The organism is Mycobacterium sp. IDUB_1 (genome assembly GCF_055419625.1).
On record NZ_JBVAYA010000001.1, the window covers coordinates 1,396,595 to 1,413,645 of the forward strand.

Sequence of the window (17,051 nt, forward strand, 5' to 3'; positions counted from 1 at the left end):
GGTCAGGGGCGGCGGTTGAAGCGTGAGCCCGCGGCTCCGCTGACCTGGTCACGCGGTCGCACCACGATCAGATCCAGGTCGACGTGCGACGGGCGGCCGGCCACGAACCCGATCACCTCGGCGATGTCCTCGGCCACCAGCGGCGTGACACCCTCGTAGACCTTGGCGGCCCGTTCGTCGTCGCCCTCGAAGCGGTTGAGCGAGAACTCCGTCTTCACCATGCCGGGCGCGACCTCGGTGAGCCGCACCGGTTGCCCGAGCAGCTCGCTGCGCAGGGTGCGGTGCAGCACGCCCTGGGCATGCTTGGCCGACGTGTAACCGGCGCCGTTGTCGTAGATCTCCACCGCGGCGATCGACGTGACGGTGATGATCAGCCCGTCGCCGGAGGCGATGAGCTTGGGCAGCAGCGCACGGGTGACGTGCAGGGTGCCCATCACGTTGGCTTCCCACATCCACCGCCAGTGCTCGATGTCGGCGTCGGCCACCGACTCCAGCCCCCGCGCTCCGCCGGCGTTGTTCACCAGGACGTCGACCCGGTCGAGCCGGCCGGCCATCGCTGCCACCGCCTCAGGATCCGTGACGTCCGCCACAATCGCGGTGCCGTCCAGCTCGGCGGCCAGTGCCGTGATCGGCCCCTCGCGGCGAGCCACGCAGACCACGTGAAAGCCTTGTGCGGCAAGGGTTCTGGCGGTTGCTTCCCCGATTCCTGCGCTCGCGCCGGTGACCACGGCGACCCGGCGGGCATCTGATGGCGTCGTCATGATCCCAACCCTAGGCCCCGTGCTACATTGACGGCGTGTTCGGTACCAGTCAGGCAGTGAATGCTGCCCCGCGGCGTGCGTGTTGTTGTTGCGCACCCTGCCGCGCCTGACTGCAGACGGACGCCAGACAGCGTCCCATCGCGTCGCAGGGTGTGGCCCCGCCCCCTGACAGACCGATCCGGAGACGATTCGATGACCAGCTCGATCCCCGCCCGCTCGCACCGCACTCAGACGGCCAAGACGGCTGGGCCCACCCGCATCGCCGCTGCGACGCGCTACCCCCAGGCCCTGGTGCACCAGATCCTGCCACCCGCGCTCCGGATGCCCGAAGCCGCGGCCGCGACGGTTTTCGCGGCGGCGCGGCCGCGCGGACCGATCGCGCGCGACGCCATTGCCGGTGTCACCGATCTCTCGATCGCCACGGTGAATCGCCAGGTCACCGCGCTGCTCGACGTCGGTCTGCTGCGCGAGCGCGCTGATCTGTCGGTCTCGGGCGCCATCGGCAGGCCGCGGGTGCCCGTCGAGGTCAACCACGAACCGTTCCTCGCGCTCGGCGTGCACATCGGCGCGCGGACCACCAGCATCGTCGCGACCGATCTCCTCGGCCGCACCCTCGACGTGGTCGAAACCCCGACCCCGCATGGCACCCAGTCCGCGGCGCTCGCGTCGATCGCGGCCAGTGCGCAGCGCTACCTGAGCCGGTGGCACCGCAGGCGCCCGCTGTGGGTCGGGGTCGCCGCAGGCGGCGTGGTCGACAGCGCCACCGGTTACCTCGACCATCCGCGGCTCGGCTGGTCGGACGCGCCGGTGGGCCCGGTGCTGGCCGAGGCGCTCGGTTTGCCGGTGTCGCTCGCTGCCCACGTCGACGCGATGGCCGGTGCCGAATTGCTGCTGGGGCCGCGCCGGGCGCCCGGGCGCGCGACGACCAGCCTCTACGTCTACGCGCGGGAGACCGTCGGCTACGCCTTGGCCATCGGTGGGCAGGTGCATTCGCCGGCCAGCGGGCCCGGCACGATCGCCGCGCTGCCGGCACACTCCGAATTGCTCGGTGGCAGTGGTGAATTGGAGTCGACGGTCAGCGACGAAGCCGTGCTCGTGGCCGCGCGAAAGGCCCGCATCGTGCCGGCTGAGGGCCCCGGATCGACGATGACCGCGGTGCTGCGCGCCGCCCGCGCGGGAGACGAGGCGGCCGTTGCGCTGGTCACCGAACGCGCCCGCGTCCTCGGCGAGGCCGTCGCACTGCTGCGGGACATGCTCAATCCTGACGACCTCGTGGTCGGGGGGCAGGCGTTCACCGAGTACGCCGACGCGATGGGTGTCGTCGAAGAGGCGTTCGCGAGGCGTTCGGTGCTCCCACACCGTGACATCCGCGTGACGGCCTTCGGCAACCGCGTGCAGGAGGCGGGAGCGGGCATCGTGTCGCTCGGCGGCATCTTCGCAGACCCGGTCGGTGCCATGCGCCGCGCGCAGGCCCGTCGCCCCGAGGTGAGTGCCTGAGCGGGTGGTGCACCGCAGCGGTGTGGACATGACGCGCGGTGTAGACATGACGGTGTGCGTCTGACGACCGACCCCCTGCCTCTGCCGCGCCGGGTGGCGGTGTTGTCCGTGCACACCTCCCCGCTCGCGCAGCCCGGCACCGGTGATGCCGGCGGCATGAACGTCTACGTCCTGCAGACCGCCCTGGAGATGGCGAAGCGCGGTGTCGACGTGGAGATCTTCACCAGGGCGACGTCATCGACGGATGCGCCGGTGGTGCCGGTGGCGCCCGGTGTGCTGGTCCGCAATGTGGCCGCCGGCCCGTTCGAGGGGCTGGAGAAAAACGACCTACCCACGCAGCTGTGTGCGTTCACCGCGGGCGTGCTGCGCGCCGAGGCCACCCACGAGCCCGGCTACTACGACATCGTGCACTCGCACTACTGGCTCTCCGGACAGGTCGGCTGGTTGGCTGCCGACCGGTGGGCGGTGCCCCTCGTGCACACCGCGCACACGCTGGCCGCGGTCAAGAACGCCGCGCTCGCCGACGGCGACACCCCCGAACCGCCGATGCGCTCGATCGGCGAGCAGCAAGTGGTCGACGCCGCCGACCGTCTCATCGTCAACACCGAACATGAAGCAGCGCAACTGGTTTCGCTGCACCACGCCGATCCGGACCACATCGACGTGGTGTATCCGGGCGTCGATCTGGCCACGTTCACGCCAGGCGATGCAGCCGCCGCCCGCGCCGAGCTGGGCTTGGCGCAGGGTGTGCCGATCGTGGCGTTCGTCGGCCGCATCCAACCGTTGAAGGCGCCCGACGTGTTGCTGCGCGCGGCGGCTCTGCTGCCCGCAGTGCACGTCGTCATCGCGGGCGGGCCGTCCGGATCGGGTTTGGCGCAACCCGACGGCCTGGTTCGGCTGGCCGCAGAACTCGGCATCGCCGAGCGCGTGACGTTCCTGCCGCCGCAGTCCCAGGCGGGTCTGGTTGCGGTCTATCGCGCTGCCGACGTCGTCGCTGTGCCCAGCTACTCGGAATCGTTCGGTCTGGTCGCCGTTGAGGCGCAGGCGTGCGGAACGCCCGTCGTCGCCGCATCGGTCGGTGGTCTTCCGGTCGCGGTGCGCGACGGGGTCAGCGGCGCACTGGTCGACGGGCACGATCCGGCCGACTGGGCCGCCACGATCTCCCGCGTCCTGGCCGACGATGCCGACGTGCTCGGGCGCGCTGCCGTCGAGCACGCCGCGGGATTCTCCTGGGGCCACACGGTCGATGCGCTGCTGGGCAGCTACGGACGCGCGATCGCCGAGCACCGCGGCCGCCACCTGCCATCCGTCCGCAGAGGCGGGCGCCGATTCTCGATGAGAAGGGGAGTACGGGCATGACGCAGAAGAATGTGCACGACGTCATCGAGCGCACGTTGGCCGAACACGACCTGCCCTACACCCTCCACAAGGGCGCGGCGGGCGGTCTGCCCGGGCTGGTGGTCGCGCTACCCGGTGAGCGCAGGCTCACCACCAACACGATCCTGACGGTCGGCGAGCACTCGGTGCGAATCGAGGCGTTCGTCTGCCGCAAGCCCGACGAGAACTTCGAGGGCGTGTACAGGTTCCTGCTCAAGCGCAACCGCCGGCTCTACGGCGTCGCCTACACCATCGACAACGTCGGTGACATCTACCTGGTCGGCCGGATGTCTCTCGCATCGGTCACCCCCGACGAGATCGACAGGGTCCTCGGCCAGGTCCTCGAAGCCGTCGACAACGACTTCAACACGCTGCTGGAGTTGGGTTTCCGCACGTCCATCCAGAAGGAGTGGGAGTGGCGGGTGTCGCGGGGCGAGTCGCTGAAGAACCTCGAGGCGTTCTCCCACCTCATCGAGGACCACGACAAGAACTGACCCGTGAGAAGATCGGCGCATGGCAGACACCGCGACGCTGATCCTCGTTCGCCACGGCGAGAGCGAATGGAATGCGCTGAACCTGTTCACCGGATGGGTCGACGTCGATCTGACCGACAAGGGTCGCGCCGAGGCGGTCCGGGCGGGCGAGATGATCGCCGGGCAGGACCGGCTGCCCGACGTTCTCTACACCTCGCTGCTGCGGCGCGCGATCACGACGGCGAACATCGCGTTGGACAAGGCCGACCGGCACTGGATTCCCGTGCACCGCGACTGGCGGCTCAACGAGCGGCACTACGGCGCGCTGCAGGGTCTGGACAAGGCCGAGACGAAGGCGAAGTACGGCGACGAGCAGTTCATGGCGTGGCGGCGCAGTTACGACACGCCGCCGCCGCCGATCGAGCCGGGCAGCACCTACAGCCAGGATGCGGATCCCCGGTATGCCGACGTGCCGGGCGGGGCACCGCTGACCGAGTGCCTCAAGGACGTGGTCGAGCGCTTCGTGCCGTACTTCACCGACGTCATCGTGCCCGACTTGCGCAGCGGCAAAACCGTGATGATCGCCGCGCACGGCAACTCACTGCGCGCGCTGGTCAAATACCTCGACGGGATGTCCGACGACGACGTGGTGGGGCTGAACATCCCGACCGGAATCCCGCTGCGCTACGACCTGGACGGCGACCTCAAGCCTACCGTCGCCGGTGGGACGTATCTGGATCCGGAGGCCGCCGCGGCCGGCGCCGCGGCGGTGGCCGCCCAGGGCGCCAAGTAAGTCGCGCGCAGGCGCCCGGCTAACAGAAGGTGAACGGCGGTGGGCGCCGGGCCGAACTTCGGTCTCTGAGTGTGTGACTTGTTCGATTTTCGCCGCACGCTGCTGGGATGACGTTCACCGAATGCGTACGCTTTTCGCGTGAGTGTCTCCTCGGCGCTGCTGCTCGCGGCGGTCGTGGCACTGCTCGCCCTGGCGATCGGTGTGGTCTTCGGCGTTGAGGCAGCCCCGCGGCTGCGCGAACGTCGTGAGCGCCGGGCGGTCGAACAGACCGGGATCACCGTATCGCAGATGCTGCGCCACGCTGTCGCCCAATCTCCGGTCGGGATCGCGGTCGTCGACACCTACCGCGACGTGGTCTACACCAATGAAAGAGCCACCGAACTCGGGTTGGTTCGTGACCGGTTGCTCGACGACAGAGCGTGGCAGGCAGCCCAGCGGACCTTGGCCAGTGGCGAGGATGTCGAGTTCGACCTGTCGCCACGCAAGCGAGAGCGGCCGGGGCGATCCGGGCTCTCGGTCCGCGGTCACGTGCGGTTGCTGACCGAGGACGACCGCCGGTTCGCGGTGCTCTACGTCGACGATCAGTCCGAGCATGCGCGGATGGAGGCGACGCGCAGGGATTTCGTCGCCAACGTCAGTCACGAACTCAAGACGCCGGTCGGGGCGATGGGTGTGCTCGCCGAAGCCGTGCTCGCATCCGCCGATGATCCCGAGACGGTCCGGCACTTCGCCGAGAAGATGGTCACGGAGTCGCACCGCCTGGCCAACATGGTCGGCGAGCTGATCGAACTGTCCCGTCTGCAGGGCGGCGAGAGGCTGCCGGATCTGGATGCGGTCGACGTCGACACCGTGGTCGCCGAGGCGCTGTCGCGGCACAAGGTCGCCGCCGACAACGCAGACATCGCGATCACGACGGATGCTCCCACCGGTTTCCAGGTGCTCGGCGACGAGACGCTGCTGGTGACCGCGATCGCGAACCTGGTGTCCAACGCCATCGCGTACTCGCCGAACGGCTCCTCGGTGTCCATCAGCCGCCGCCGGCGCGGGGACACCATCGAGATCGCGGTCACCGACCGCGGCATCGGTATCGCGCCTGCCGACCAGGAGCGGGTGTTCGAACGGTTCTTCCGTGTCGACAAGGCGCGATCCCGGGCCACCGGAGGCACCGGCCTCGGCCTCGCGATCGTCAAGCACGTCGCCGCCAACCACAACGGCTCGATCCGGCTGTGGAGCCAGCCGGGCACGGGCTCCACGTTCACGCTGTCGGTTCCCGCCCATCTGCGCGGCAGTGATCCCGATGACCATGACGAAGAAGACGACCGAGAGGACTAGGACTGCGATGACCAGTGTGCTGATCGTGGAGGACGAGGAGTCCTTGGCCGATCCCCTGGCCTTCCTCCTGCGCAAGGAGGGCTTCGAGGCCACCGTGGTGGCCGACGGACCGTCTGCGCTGGCCGAATTCGAGCGGTCCGGCGCCGACATCGTGCTGCTGGACCTCATGTTGCCCGGGATGAGTGGCACCGATGTGTGTAAGCAGCTGCGGTCGCGCTCGAGCGTGCCGGTGATCATGGTGACGGCCCGAGACAGCGAGATCGACAAGGTCGTGGGCCTGGAGTTGGGTGCCGACGACTACGTGACCAAGCCGTATTCGGCGCGCGAGCTGATCGCCCGAATCCGCGCGGTGCTGCGCCGCGGTGCTGACACCGACGACGCGGGCATCGACGACGGTGTGCTGGAGGCGGGCCCGGTGCGCATGGATGTCGAGCGCCACGTGGTCAGCGTCAACGGCGCTCCTATCACGCTGCCGCTCAAAGAGTTCGATCTGCTCGAGTACCTGATGCGCAACAGCGGGCGCGTCCTGACCCGCGGGCAGTTGATCGACCGCGTGTGGGGTGCCGACTACGTCGGGGACACCAAGACGCTCGACGTGCACGTCAAGCGGCTGCGCAGCAAGATCGAGGCCGATCCGGCCAATCCGGTGCATCTGGTCACGGTGCGCGGGCTGGGCTACAAGCTCGAGGGCTGACCCCAGCAATCACACAGCCGACGCCCCGAATCCGTGGGCGTCGGTTTTGTCGACCCGTCATCACCCCCCGGGGTCTGCCGTCGGGTGTCCTGTGGATCGGCATGGACACGGCTGAACATTTGCTCAGTGTTAACAGGCGATCTCCAATGCCACTATCACGACGTGTACTTCTGTGAAATGCGTCACGATACAAACGTATGGTGCCCCCGCTTTTTCGTTTGCTAACTATGCATAGCTGTGAACGTTTTATTACGTGATTATGACCGTGCACGGGGATAGAAGCCCCAACGCAGGGTATATATTGCCTGTTGCAGGGTTGATTCTGACGCCAATGACGATTCGGACCACGTGGGCGTCCGATGGTTAGCTGAGACCGCGATTTCTTTGCCTAGACGGCTGAAAGGGTCGATGCTAGCGTTCTGTCCAGACGTCTCCTGAATTATCTGTGGCCAGTGCAGCGAACATCGCGTTCTTTGCACCGATTGCAAGTTTCCGAAGTGTGGGCGACTGCAAAAGGAACACCGGAGAGCGTCGCCAACGTCGAACAGAACGGGAGTCAGGGTGACTGAAGTGGTAGCCCAGAACGGACACGACGCGACTGCGCCGCGCGCGGCCAGTCTGCTCAACGGCAACCACGGTGGCGGCCTCAGCGCCGCTACCGTCGGAGGCCTACGTGCCACGGGGCGATCGACGATGACGGTGAGCCTCGTCATCCCGGTCCGCAACGAAGCGCGCAACGTCGCGTGGGTGCTCGAGCAGATCACCGATGACGTGGACGAGATCGTGCTGGTGGACGGCAACTCGACCGACGCCACCGTGATCACCGCGCAGAGCTGCCGGCCCGACATCCGCGTGGTGTCCCAGCAGGGCTCGGGCAAGGGTGACGCACTGCGGACCGGGTTCCGCGCCGCCACCGGCGACGTGATCGTGATGATGGACGCGGACGGCAGCATGGCGCCGCAGGAGATCAAGCACTTCCTGCATTTCCTGTCGAGCGGCTACGACTTCGTCAAGGGCTCGCGCTTCATCGCCGGGGGTGGGTCGTCCGACATCACGCCTCTGCGCCGGCTGGGCAACAAGTTCCTGCTGAGGGTCTTCAACTCCGCGTTCGACGCCGAGCTGACCGACCTCTGCTACGGCTTCTGCGCCTTCCATCGCCGCTACCTCGAGGTGATGTCGTTGCAGGCCACCGGTTTCGAGATCGAAGCCGAGATGACCGTGCGCGCCATGCAGGCCGGGCTGCGGGTCGCCGAAGTGCCGAGCATGGAGATGCCGCGCCGCTACGGGACGTCGAACCTGAACGCCTTCCGGGACGGGATCCGAGTGCTGCGCACTGTCCTACGCGACCACAAATCGGGTGTCTCCGGTCGGGTGTTACAGGCCCTGGCAGCCGAGAAGTAAGAGTCGACCGGGGGGAAGACGACATGGCTGGAATCACTTCAACGACGACGATCACGTCACTGTCGGCGAGCACCCCGTTGACTGCTCCGGCGCACGACACCCGCGATCGGGCTCCGCGTCCGCAGGTCTCGATCTGCATCCCGGCCTACCAGGCCGGGCGTCACCTGACGGCAACGCTCGAGAGCGCGCTGGCCCAGGACTGCGAGAGCTTCGAGATCGTGGTCATCGACAACAACAGCACCGACGAGACCGCGCAGATCCTCGACGGGATCGCCGATCCGCGGGTTCGCGTGCTCCGCAACGACGTCACCGTCCCGATGATGGACAACTTCAACATCGCGGTCCAGGAAAGCCGAGGGAGATACGTGAAGGTGGTGTGTGCCGACGACATCGTCGCGCCGAGCTGCCTGCGCCTGCAGGCCGAGGTCCTCGACGCGATGCCGTCGGTGACCCTGGTGTCGGCGCGCACGCACTTCGTCGACGACTGCGGTGCGATGATGCGGCCCGCCCGCGGGCTCCCCGGGATCGTCGGGCTGCAGCCCGCAGGCCGCGTGGTGCGGCGGATCGTGCGCAGCGGCACCAACCCCGTCGGACCCCCCGTCGCGGCGATGTTCCGCCGTGAGGACTTCGACCGCTCCGGCGGTTTCCGGCACGTCACCTCGTTTCTCAGTGAGTTGGATCTGTGGGTCCGGCTTCTCGACCATGGTGACTTCTTCGGCATCCCCTCGACGCTGGCATCCTTCCGGATCGCCAGCGGTTCCACCACCGCGATGACCTCGGCGCGCTCGCAGCTTCGGCAGCAACTGGGGTTCAGCGACGGCCTCGCGGCCGACACACGCTGGAGTGTCAGCACCGGTGACGTGCTGTACGGCCGACTGCGGTCCTACGACATGCAGCTGCGCCGCACCGGTCTGTACGCACTGAGCAACCTGCGCAACCGGCGCCGGTGTGCTGTCCAGCGACGAGCACGAAAGGACCTTGGCGGCGATGCTGTTGCAAGACGTCGGTGACCGTCAGGTGCGCCGACCGGCGCTGAGCCTGTCCGTCGTCGTGTGCGCCTACACCCTGGCGCGCTGGGGCGATTTGTGCCGCGCGGTGGAGTCTGTTCTAGCCGAACAGGACACGGTGACGGAGCTGGTGGTCGTGATCGACCACAACGAGGAGCTCTTCCAGCGGGCGGCTGATCGCTTCGGCGCCGACACGCGGATCATGGTGTGCCGCAACACCGGGGAGCGTGGTCTCTCGGATGCACGCAACACGGGGGTCGCGGCCAGCCGCGGTGACATCGTGGCCTTCCTCGACGACGACGCGGCAGCGCAGCCGGGGTGGAGCGCCGCGTTGTTGGCGCACTACGACGATCCCGAGGTCGTCGGTGTCGGTGGTCACGCCGCGCCGGTCTGGCAGTCCGACAGGCCGCGGTGGATGCCCGCCGAATTCGACTGGGTGGTGGGCTGCAGCTATGCCGGACAGCCGCAGCGAGTCGCTGCGGTGCGTAACCCGTTGGGCTGCAACATGTCTCTGCGCCGGTCGGTCTTCGCCGAGATCGGCGGCTTCCGTTCGGAGGTCGGTCGCGTCGGCTCGGTGCCCGTGGGTGGCGAGGAGACCGAGCTGTTCCTGCGGTTGCGCGCTCAGCGCCCGCGGAGTCGGGTGCTGCTCGATCCGTCGGCGGCGGTGTCGCACCACGTCAGCGCAGACCGCGCCACACCGCGGTACTTCATGCGTCGCTGCTATCACGAGGGGATGTCCAAAGCGGTGGTGACCCGACTGGCCGCCGCGCCGAAATCGCTGGACAGCGAGCAGAGCTACGCCACCCGGGTGCTCCCGCGCGCGGTGGTTCGCGAGGTGCTGTCGCGGCGGCGCGGCGGACGGGCGCGGGCCGGCATGATCGTGGCCGGTCTGGTCGTCACCACCGCCGGCTACCTGCGGGGCGTACTCGCCCGTCGGGGTGGTGCGTGGTCATGACCGATCTGACCCTGCCCGAGGCGACCATCGCCCCGGTGCTCCCCACTGCCGAGGCCCCGACCTGGGACGGCGCGACCTGGATCGGTGAGGTCTGGACCGACGCGCTCGATCGGGATCCTGCCGCCCCGCGGTATCGACTGCGGGGCGCGAGCGGTTACGCCCGCGCATGCCTGCTGGTGCGCGCCGACGGCGGCCCGTTGGGTTTCGTCACGCTCGACATCACCCCCGACGGGGTCGACGGAACCGTGGACGCGGATCTGCTGCGCGCAGCGGCCGTCGACCTGCCCAGTCCGCCGGCGCCGCCGGTGCTGCCGGATCCGCCTCCGGCCGTCACGGTCGTGATCTGCACCCGAGACCGGGTCTCGATGCTGCAGACCGCGCTGGACTCCGTTCGCGCACTGGACTATCCCGACCTCGAGATCATCGTCGTGGACAACGCCGCGGCGACTGACGCCACCCGCCGCTACGTCGCCGCGCTCGGCGACCCCCGCGTCCGGGTGATCGACGAGCCGCGCCCGGGGCTGTCTCGGGCCCGCAACACCGGCCTTCTTGCCGCGGCGGGAGACGTGGTGGCCTTCACCGACGACGACGTGGTCGTCGACCGGCACTGGCTCACTGCGGTCGCCCGAGGATTCACTCGTGGTGACTCCGTGTGGTGTGTCTCCGGTCTGGTGCCCGCTGCGGAACTGCGGACTCCGGCGCAGGCGTATTTCGACTCCCGGGTCGGCTGGTCGTCATGCATGCGCGCGCGTGTCTTCGACTGGGCCGAACGCCCGCAGGACATCCCGCTGTTCCCGTTCGCCGTCGGGCACTACGGCACCGGCGCGAACTTCGCCGTCGACCGTGCCGCGGTGGTGCGCGTCGGAGGTTTCGACGAGGCGCTCGGAGCCGGTTCGCCCACCGGCGGTGGCGAAGACCTCGACATGTTCTTCCGCTTGCTGCGCGCCGGCGGCAAGCTCGTCTACGACCCGGCGTCGATCGTCTGGCACCGGCATCGCGCCAGCAGCGAGGGGCTGGCCGCTCAGAGCCGGACCTACGGGATCGGGCTCGGCGCGTGGATCGCCAAGATCGCGCTGGACCCGGCGATCGCGCCGCGGGCCTTCGCCACCGCGGCGGTCAAGGCGCCCCAGTTCGCGACCTACCTGGCGGATTCGGCCGCCACCTCCAAACCGGCCGACGACCTCGCTGATCTTCTTCCCGGGGGGCTCACCACGCCGGCGTGGCGATCGGTGCTGGCGGGGTTCCGCGCCTACCGCGCCGCGCGGCGGGAAGGGCGCTCGGTGGCGCCCCTGGCGGTGCCACGATGAGTCCAGCACTGTCGGTGCTCCGCCGCGATGACGCCGGAGCCGACCCCTCGGCCGCGCAGAACCTGCGACTCAACACCGTCGCACTCATCCTGTCGACGGCGTCGACAGGTGTTCTGGGACTTGCCTTCTGGGCCGTGGCCGCGCGCCTTTTCCCGCCGGCGCAGGTGGGTTTGGCGTCGGCGCTCATCACCTCGGCGGTCCTGCTGTCGACGATGTCGACGCTGGGCCTCGACGTCCTGTACGAACGGTTCCTGCCCGTCGCCGGCTGGCGCGCGCCCAGTCTGCTTCGCCGTGGATTCGTGCTCGTCGCCGTCATGGGTCTGCTGACGGGCGCGGCCCTGGTGGCGTTCGGTCCGCGCGACCCGCTGTTCCACACCCCCTCGGCGATGGTCGGTTTCCCGCTGATGGTGATGGTGCTGGCGGTCTTCGCCCTCCTGGACAAGGCATCGGCCGGCCTCGGGGTGGCTCGCTGGGCCGCGGTCAAGAATCTCGTGCACGCGGTCGCGAAGCTGGCCGCCGTTGCAGCGTTGGCGATCTGGGATCACGCCGCGACCATCGTGCTGAGCTGGACGCTGACCGCCGCCGTGGCGGCGCTGTGCACCTACGTGATCGTCGATCGGCGCAGCCGCAGACACCCGCGGTGGCACAGGGGCCCGGATCTTCCGCCGCGCCGGCAGATGTGGTCGTACTTCGGGTCGTCGTTCGGCATCGCGTCGCTGTGGTCCATCGGGCCGCTGGTGGTTCCTCTCATCGTGGTGACCCAGGTCGGGGAGGCCGCCAACGCGTACTTCGCGGTCGCGTGGGCGATGATCAGTGCGCTGTATCTGATGCTGCACCTCGTCGTCAGTCCGTACGTCGCCGAGGTTGCTGCCCACCCCGACCAGATCGTCGCGCTGTCCTGGCGGATGGTGCGCTCGCTGGCCGCCGTGGCGATCGCCGCGTCGGCGGGCCTGGTGCTGGTCGGCCCGCTGATGCTGAGCATCGCCGGACCGGAGTATCGCGCCGAGGCCCACGGCCTGCTGTGGCTGGCCGCTGCGTTCCTGCCGCTGTCCGGTGTCGCCGCGGTCTACGAAGGCTTCTCCCGTGTGCGCCGCACCCTCGGGCTGTACCTCAGCGTGCAGGCGCTGATGACCGTGGTGATCATCGCCGGCTCGTGGTACGCCACCCGGTCGATGGGCATCGTCGGTGTCGGTTGGGCGTATCTGGCGGCCGAGACACTGTCGGCGACCATCCTGATCGGACCCTGCATCGCGTGGTTGCGTCGGGTCGGGAAGGACGGCGACATCGGGGACGACCAGCCCAGGTCCCGCCGGACGGGACAGGCCTGGCTCCGAGCGGGGACGCTGCTGCTGGTCACGATCGTGCCGGTGACTCTGCTGTGCACGATCGATCGGCCGACCGCATCGGCGTCGGTGGTGATGTTCGACGACTTCAACGGTCCGGCGGGCAGCCGCCCGGACCCGGCGCGCTGGGGCTACGACCTCGGCGGCGGCGGGTGGGGCAACGGCGAGGCGCAGACCTACACCGACTCCCCGGAGAACGCGTCACTCGACGGCGACGGCCACCTGGTGATCACCGCCCGCCGAGACGGCGACGGGTTCACCTCGGCCAGACTGACCACCCAAGGCAAGCTCTCGTTCGTGCACGGGCGCGCCGAAGCGCGGCTGCGGCTCCCCCGGGGCACGGGCCTGCACCCGGCGTTCTGGCTGCTCGGTGACGACGTCGACCACGTCGGCTGGCCCCGCAGCGGCGAGCTCGACGTGGTGGAGACCATCGCGGGCGCCGACTTCATCCACAACGGGGCCATCGGCCCCGACTCCGACGGCAGTGAGTACAAGCTGGCGGGCACCCTTCCCATCCAGCCGCCGTTCGTCGATGACTTCCACACCTACTGGGTGCAGCGCGACCCAGGGGTGATCACGATGGGCGTCGACGATCGCACCACGTCTATGTTCCGGGAAGCGGATCTGCCCCCCGACGAGAAATGGGTCTTCGACAAGCCGTTCTACCTCCTGCTCAACGTCGCCGTGGGCGGGTCGTGGCCCGGACCTGCCGATGCCTCCACGCCGTCTCCTGCTGCGATGACGGTCGACTGGGTGCGGGTGACCGGTGACTGATCTCCTCGAACGGCCCAGCTCGGCCCGCCCGCAGTCGGGCGGCCGGCACCGCCGCGTGCCGCCTCCGCGGCGGCGCATCGAGCTCGAGCTGTTGCGGCCCGAGTGGCTGACGCTGGTCTCCGCGGCGGCGGGACTGCTGGCCCTGGCACCCATCGGCACCCCGGCCCGGGCGGTCCTGCTGACCGCCTTCCTCCTCACCGGGCCTGGGATGGCCGCGGTGTTGTGGCTGCGCGTGCCCGTCGCGGCCGCCGTCGCGATCGTCCCGACGACCGGGATGGCGGTGGCCGCCGCAGGCACCGTGACGGTGACGTGGCTGCACGGGTCGCTCCCGATTCCGTTGCTCGCGGCGCTGGTCGCCGTCGTCGTCACCTCCGCGGTGCTGTGCGCGCTGCGTCGCCCGCACGCACCCCTGCGGGTGCCCGCCGCGATGCTCCCGCCGTCGTGGCGGGTGAGCGCGCCGTACCTCGTCATCGTCGCGGTGCTGTGCGCGTGGGCGACGGCGCTGCCGGGCATGGCGGGCGCTGAGTCGTCGCCGTTCGGACTGCTGGCCACCGGCACCGGACCGGTACTGGTGGTGCTGGCCGCGGTGCTGGTCGCCGCGTTCGTCGCCGCGTTGCGGCGCGGGGCCCTGCTGACCGCCGCCGCCGCGATCGTCGCGACCATCATGGTGCTGCGGCTCACGGCCACGCTGATCACAGACCTGCCGATGTACGCGTGGACCTACAAGCACCTCGGCATCGTCGACTTCCTGCTCACCCATCGGGTTCTGCCGCCCACGGGCGTCGACGTCTACCGCGAGTGGCCGGCCTTCTTCACCACCTTCGCCTGGTTCAGCGAGGTCACCACACTGGACCCGACATCGGTGGCGCACTGGTTCGCACCGGTCATCCACGCGGTGCTGGCTCTGGTGGTCGGGTCGCTGGCCGCCATACTGGGTCTGAACCGCCGCGCGGTGCTCGTCGCGGTGATGATCGCCGAGCTGGCCAACTGGGTGGCGCAGGACTACTTCGCTCCTCAGGCCTACGGTTTCGTGCTCGGCCTCGGCATCGTCGTGGCGCTGCTGGCGTCGCGTGCCGACCGTCGCGCGGGCTGGCTGGCGTTCGCGTTGTTCGTGGCCCTGGTGCCGACGCACCAGCTGACGCCGTACTGGATCTTCGGGGTGGTGGCGTTGTTCGCGTTCACCGGTGACCTGCGCCCCCGCTGGTCCCTGATCGCCTATGCCGCAGTCCTGTTCGGCTACCTGTACCCGCGGCGCTACATCGTGTTCGAACACGGCGGGTTGTCGAGCCTCAATCCCCTGGCCAACGGTTCGGGTAACGCGGAGTACGCGGGCTCATTGGCCAAGGTGGCCACCTCGCTGGTGTGCCGGGGCCTGTCCGCGACCATCATGGCACTGGCCGTGGTGGCCGCGATCGTGTGGTGGCGGCGCAAGCGGCCGGTCGCGGTGCCCGTGATCCTCGCGTTCAGCCCCTTCGTGCTGCTGATGTTCAGCAGCTACGGCGGCGAGGCCATCTTCCGCGTCTACCTCTACGCGGTGCCCGGCGCGGCCATCCTGATCGCGCCGCTGGCCGTCGCGGCGCTGACCCGGCCGCTCGTGCACTACGTCGCCACCGCCGCGCTCGCGGTGATTGCCGCCGCGGGCCTGCAGGGTTACTACGGCAACTGGTACCTGAACACGGCCCGGCCGTCCGAACTGGCCCTGCTGAACAGCCTCGTCGACAGCGCACACGCGCCGGCGACCCTGTGGAGCCTGCACGCGGCGGGCATGCCCACGCGTGCGACGGCCCGGTGGGTCGACTTCGCCGCGCAGAACGACTCGTTCGACACCCCGGTCGTCGAGAAGTGGCCCGGCTTCCTGGACGGTTTCCCCGACGCCCGGCAGTTCGACGACGTCACCGCGCAGGCAGCCGCCGGCCAGGGGGAGACCTACTTCATCTTCACCGACGACGCGAAGGCGGCGTTCGAGTACTTCGGCTACGCCACGGGTGACGCCGTCGATCGGTTCGAGGCGATGTTCGCCGGGAGTTCGCAGTGGTGTGTGCGCCTGCAGGACGAGACCACCACCGTGTTCCGCTACCAGGCGAAGGGATGTTCGCAATGATGTGCCGGTTGTGCGGCTCGACCAGGATGCACAGCGTGCTGGATCTCGGGGCCACCCCGCCGTGCGAGAAATTCCTCACCGCAGGCGAATTGGACGCCCCAGAGGCGACGTTCCCGTTGCACCTGCGGCTCTGCCAGGACTGCCTTCTGCTGCAGATCCCCGCGCTGATCACCCCCGAGGAGACCTTCACGGAGTACGCGTACTTCTCGTCGTACTCCGACAGCTGGGTCGACCACGCGCGTCGCTTCGTCAGCGAGGCGACGGACAAGGTTGGCCTGCAGACGGATTCGTTCGTCGTCGAGGTGGCCAGCAACGACGGCTACCTGCTCACCCACGTCGTCGACGCCGGCATCAGATGCCTGGGCATCGAACCGTCGGTCAACGTGGGCGAGGCAGCACGGCAACGCGGGGTGCCGACGGTCTCGGCGTTTCTCGACGAGCAGACGGCGGCTGCCACGCGTGCCGAACACGGGCCCGCCGACCTCGTCGTCGCCAACAACGTCTACGCCCACATCCCCGACCTGAACGGATTCACCCGGTCGCTACGGACCCTGGTCGCCGACGACGGCTGGTGCAGCATCGAGGTGCACCACGCGCTGAACCTGGTGGCGCTGGGGCAGTTCGACACGATCTACCACGAGCACTTCCAGTACTACACCGTGCTGTCGGCGATGCGCGCGCTGGCCGCCGGCGGCCTGTCGGTCGTCGACGTCGAGATGCTGCCCACCCACGGCGGATCGATCCGGGTGTGGGCCCGCCCGACCGAACTCGGTGCGACACCGACGTCGCGGGTGGCCGGCGCGCTGGCCGAGGAGGAGCGCGCCGGTCTGCACGACGTCGGCGGCTACCTCACGCTGAGGCCCCGCACCGAGGACATCCGCCACGAACTGCTCCGGTACCTGCTGGACTGCCGCGCCCGCGGCGAGCGCGTGGTGGGCTACGGCGCGCCCGGCAAGGGCAATACCCTGCTCAACTACTGCGGCATCCGGCCCGACCTGCTCGAGTACACCGTCGACCGAAACCCCTACAAGCACGGGCGATTCACTCCGGGAACGCGTATCCCGATCCACGATCCGGCGCAGCTGGCCAAGGATCAGCCCGACGTGATCGTCGTGTTGCCGTGGAATCTGGAGCGCGAGATCACCGAACAGCTGCGCTACGCCGCGGCGTGGGGCGCCCGCCTGGTGTACCCGCTACCCAACCTGCACGTCGTCGAACTGGCGGAAGGAAAATAAC

Annotated in this window: 14 protein-coding genes; 13 read left to right on the forward strand and 1 reads right to left on the reverse strand. The window is 69.1% G+C overall.

The genetic code is table 11. From position 1 onward, the window contains the following. Positions 1 to 2: 2 nt before the first annotated feature. Positions 3 to 761, reverse strand: coding sequence for an SDR family oxidoreductase (locus ACZYYX_RS06995; protein WP_463813703.1), 759 nt, complete (start codon positions 759 to 761; stop codon positions 3 to 5). Positions 762 to 953: 192 nt separating this feature from the next. Between ACZYYX_RS06995 and ACZYYX_RS07000 the strand changes: the two genes are divergently transcribed. The 13 genes from ACZYYX_RS07000 to ACZYYX_RS07060 all read left to right on the forward strand — a co-directional run bounded on the left by ACZYYX_RS07000 (position 954) and on the right by ACZYYX_RS07060 (position 17,050). Beyond that, positions 954 to 2,258, forward strand: a complete 1,305-nt coding sequence (locus tag ACZYYX_RS07000) for an ROK family protein (RefSeq protein WP_463813704.1) — start codon at positions 954 to 956, stop codon at positions 2,256 to 2,258. Positions 2,259 to 2,312: 54 nt separating this feature from the next. Continuing rightward, positions 2,313 to 3,617, forward strand: coding sequence for a D-inositol-3-phosphate glycosyltransferase (gene mshA / locus ACZYYX_RS07005; RefSeq protein ID WP_463813705.1), 1,305 nt, complete (start codon positions 2,313 to 2,315; stop codon positions 3,615 to 3,617). Next, positions 3,614 to 4,129: a type III secretion system chaperone family protein gene (locus ACZYYX_RS07010; RefSeq protein ID WP_463813706.1), complete on the forward strand. Its 516-nt coding sequence runs from the start codon at positions 3,614 to 3,616 to the stop codon at positions 4,127 to 4,129. The genes mshA and ACZYYX_RS07010 overlap by 4 nt, the downstream gene beginning before the upstream one ends. A 19-nt stretch (positions 4,130 to 4,148) precedes the next feature. Next, complete coding sequence (locus tag ACZYYX_RS07015) at positions 4,149 to 4,901, forward strand: phosphoglyceromutase (RefSeq protein ID WP_463813707.1); 753 nt, start codon at positions 4,149 to 4,151, stop codon at positions 4,899 to 4,901. A 138-nt stretch (positions 4,902 to 5,039) separates the two neighbouring features. Further along, a complete protein-coding gene (locus ACZYYX_RS07020; protein WP_463813708.1) occupies positions 5,040 to 6,233 on the forward strand; it encodes a sensor histidine kinase in 1,194 nt (397 codons plus the stop codon). 7 nt (positions 6,234 to 6,240) lie between these two features. Beyond that, positions 6,241 to 6,927: a two-component sensory transduction protein RegX gene (regX, locus tag ACZYYX_RS07025; protein ID WP_463813709.1), complete on the forward strand. Its 687-nt coding sequence runs from the start codon at positions 6,241 to 6,243 to the stop codon at positions 6,925 to 6,927. Positions 6,928 to 7,488: 561 nt separating this feature from the next. Beyond that, positions 7,489 to 8,328, forward strand: coding sequence for a glycosyltransferase family 2 protein (locus ACZYYX_RS07030; protein WP_463813710.1), 840 nt, complete (start codon positions 7,489 to 7,491; stop codon positions 8,326 to 8,328). A 23-nt stretch (positions 8,329 to 8,351) separates the two neighbouring features. Beyond that, positions 8,352 to 9,338, forward strand: a complete 987-nt coding sequence (locus ACZYYX_RS07035; RefSeq protein WP_463813711.1) for a glycosyltransferase family 2 protein — start codon at positions 8,352 to 8,354, stop codon at positions 9,336 to 9,338. Next, positions 9,316 to 10,290, forward strand: a complete 975-nt coding sequence (locus ACZYYX_RS07040) for a glycosyltransferase family 2 protein (protein WP_463813712.1) — start codon at positions 9,316 to 9,318, stop codon at positions 10,288 to 10,290. Before ACZYYX_RS07035 ends, ACZYYX_RS07040 begins: the two co-directional genes overlap by 23 nt. Further along, a complete protein-coding gene (locus ACZYYX_RS07045; protein ID WP_463813713.1) occupies positions 10,287 to 11,597 on the forward strand; it encodes a glycosyltransferase family 2 protein in 1,311 nt (436 codons plus the stop codon). The genes ACZYYX_RS07040 and ACZYYX_RS07045 overlap by 4 nt, the downstream gene beginning before the upstream one ends. Continuing rightward, the gene (locus tag ACZYYX_RS07050) at positions 11,594 to 13,714 is read left to right on the forward strand and encodes a family 16 glycosylhydrolase (protein WP_463813714.1); all 2,121 of its coding nucleotides are present in this window, start codon (positions 11,594 to 11,596) and stop codon (positions 13,712 to 13,714) included. Before ACZYYX_RS07045 ends, ACZYYX_RS07050 begins: the two co-directional genes overlap by 4 nt. Further along, complete coding sequence (locus ACZYYX_RS07055) at positions 13,707 to 15,815, forward strand: hypothetical protein (RefSeq protein ID WP_463813715.1); 2,109 nt, start codon at positions 13,707 to 13,709, stop codon at positions 15,813 to 15,815. The genes ACZYYX_RS07050 and ACZYYX_RS07055 overlap by 8 nt, the downstream gene beginning before the upstream one ends. Beyond that, entirely contained in the window at positions 15,812 to 17,050 is a 1,239-nt protein-coding gene (locus ACZYYX_RS07060) for a methyltransferase domain-containing protein (protein WP_463814833.1), read from the forward strand. The genes ACZYYX_RS07055 and ACZYYX_RS07060 overlap by 4 nt, the downstream gene beginning before the upstream one ends. Position 17,051 lies beyond the last annotated feature (1 nt).

Coding starts and splice junctions, on each gene's coding strand:
- ACZYYX_RS06995 (WP_463813703.1), bottom strand. CDS start 761: ATGACGACGCCATCAGATGCCCGCCGGGTCGCCGTGGTCACCGGCGCG.
- ACZYYX_RS07000 (WP_463813704.1), top strand. CDS start 954: ATGACCAGCTCGATCCCCGCCCGCTCGCACCGCACTCAGACGGCCAAG.
- ACZYYX_RS07010 (WP_463813706.1), top strand. CDS start 3,614: ATGACGCAGAAGAATGTGCACGACGTCATCGAGCGCACGTTGGCCGAA.
- ACZYYX_RS07015 (WP_463813707.1), top strand. CDS start 4,149: ATGGCAGACACCGCGACGCTGATCCTCGTTCGCCACGGCGAGAGCGAA.
- regX (WP_463813709.1), top strand. CDS start 6,241: ATGACCAGTGTGCTGATCGTGGAGGACGAGGAGTCCTTGGCCGATCCC.
- ACZYYX_RS07035 (WP_463813711.1), top strand. CDS start 8,352: ATGGCTGGAATCACTTCAACGACGACGATCACGTCACTGTCGGCGAGC.
- ACZYYX_RS07040 (WP_463813712.1), top strand. CDS start 9,316: ATGCTGTTGCAAGACGTCGGTGACCGTCAGGTGCGCCGACCGGCGCTG.
- ACZYYX_RS07045 (WP_463813713.1), top strand. CDS start 10,287: ATGACCGATCTGACCCTGCCCGAGGCGACCATCGCCCCGGTGCTCCCC.
- ACZYYX_RS07050 (WP_463813714.1), top strand. CDS start 11,594: ATGAGTCCAGCACTGTCGGTGCTCCGCCGCGATGACGCCGGAGCCGAC.
- ACZYYX_RS07060 (WP_463814833.1), top strand. CDS start 15,812: ATGATGTGCCGGTTGTGCGGCTCGACCAGGATGCACAGCGTGCTGGAT.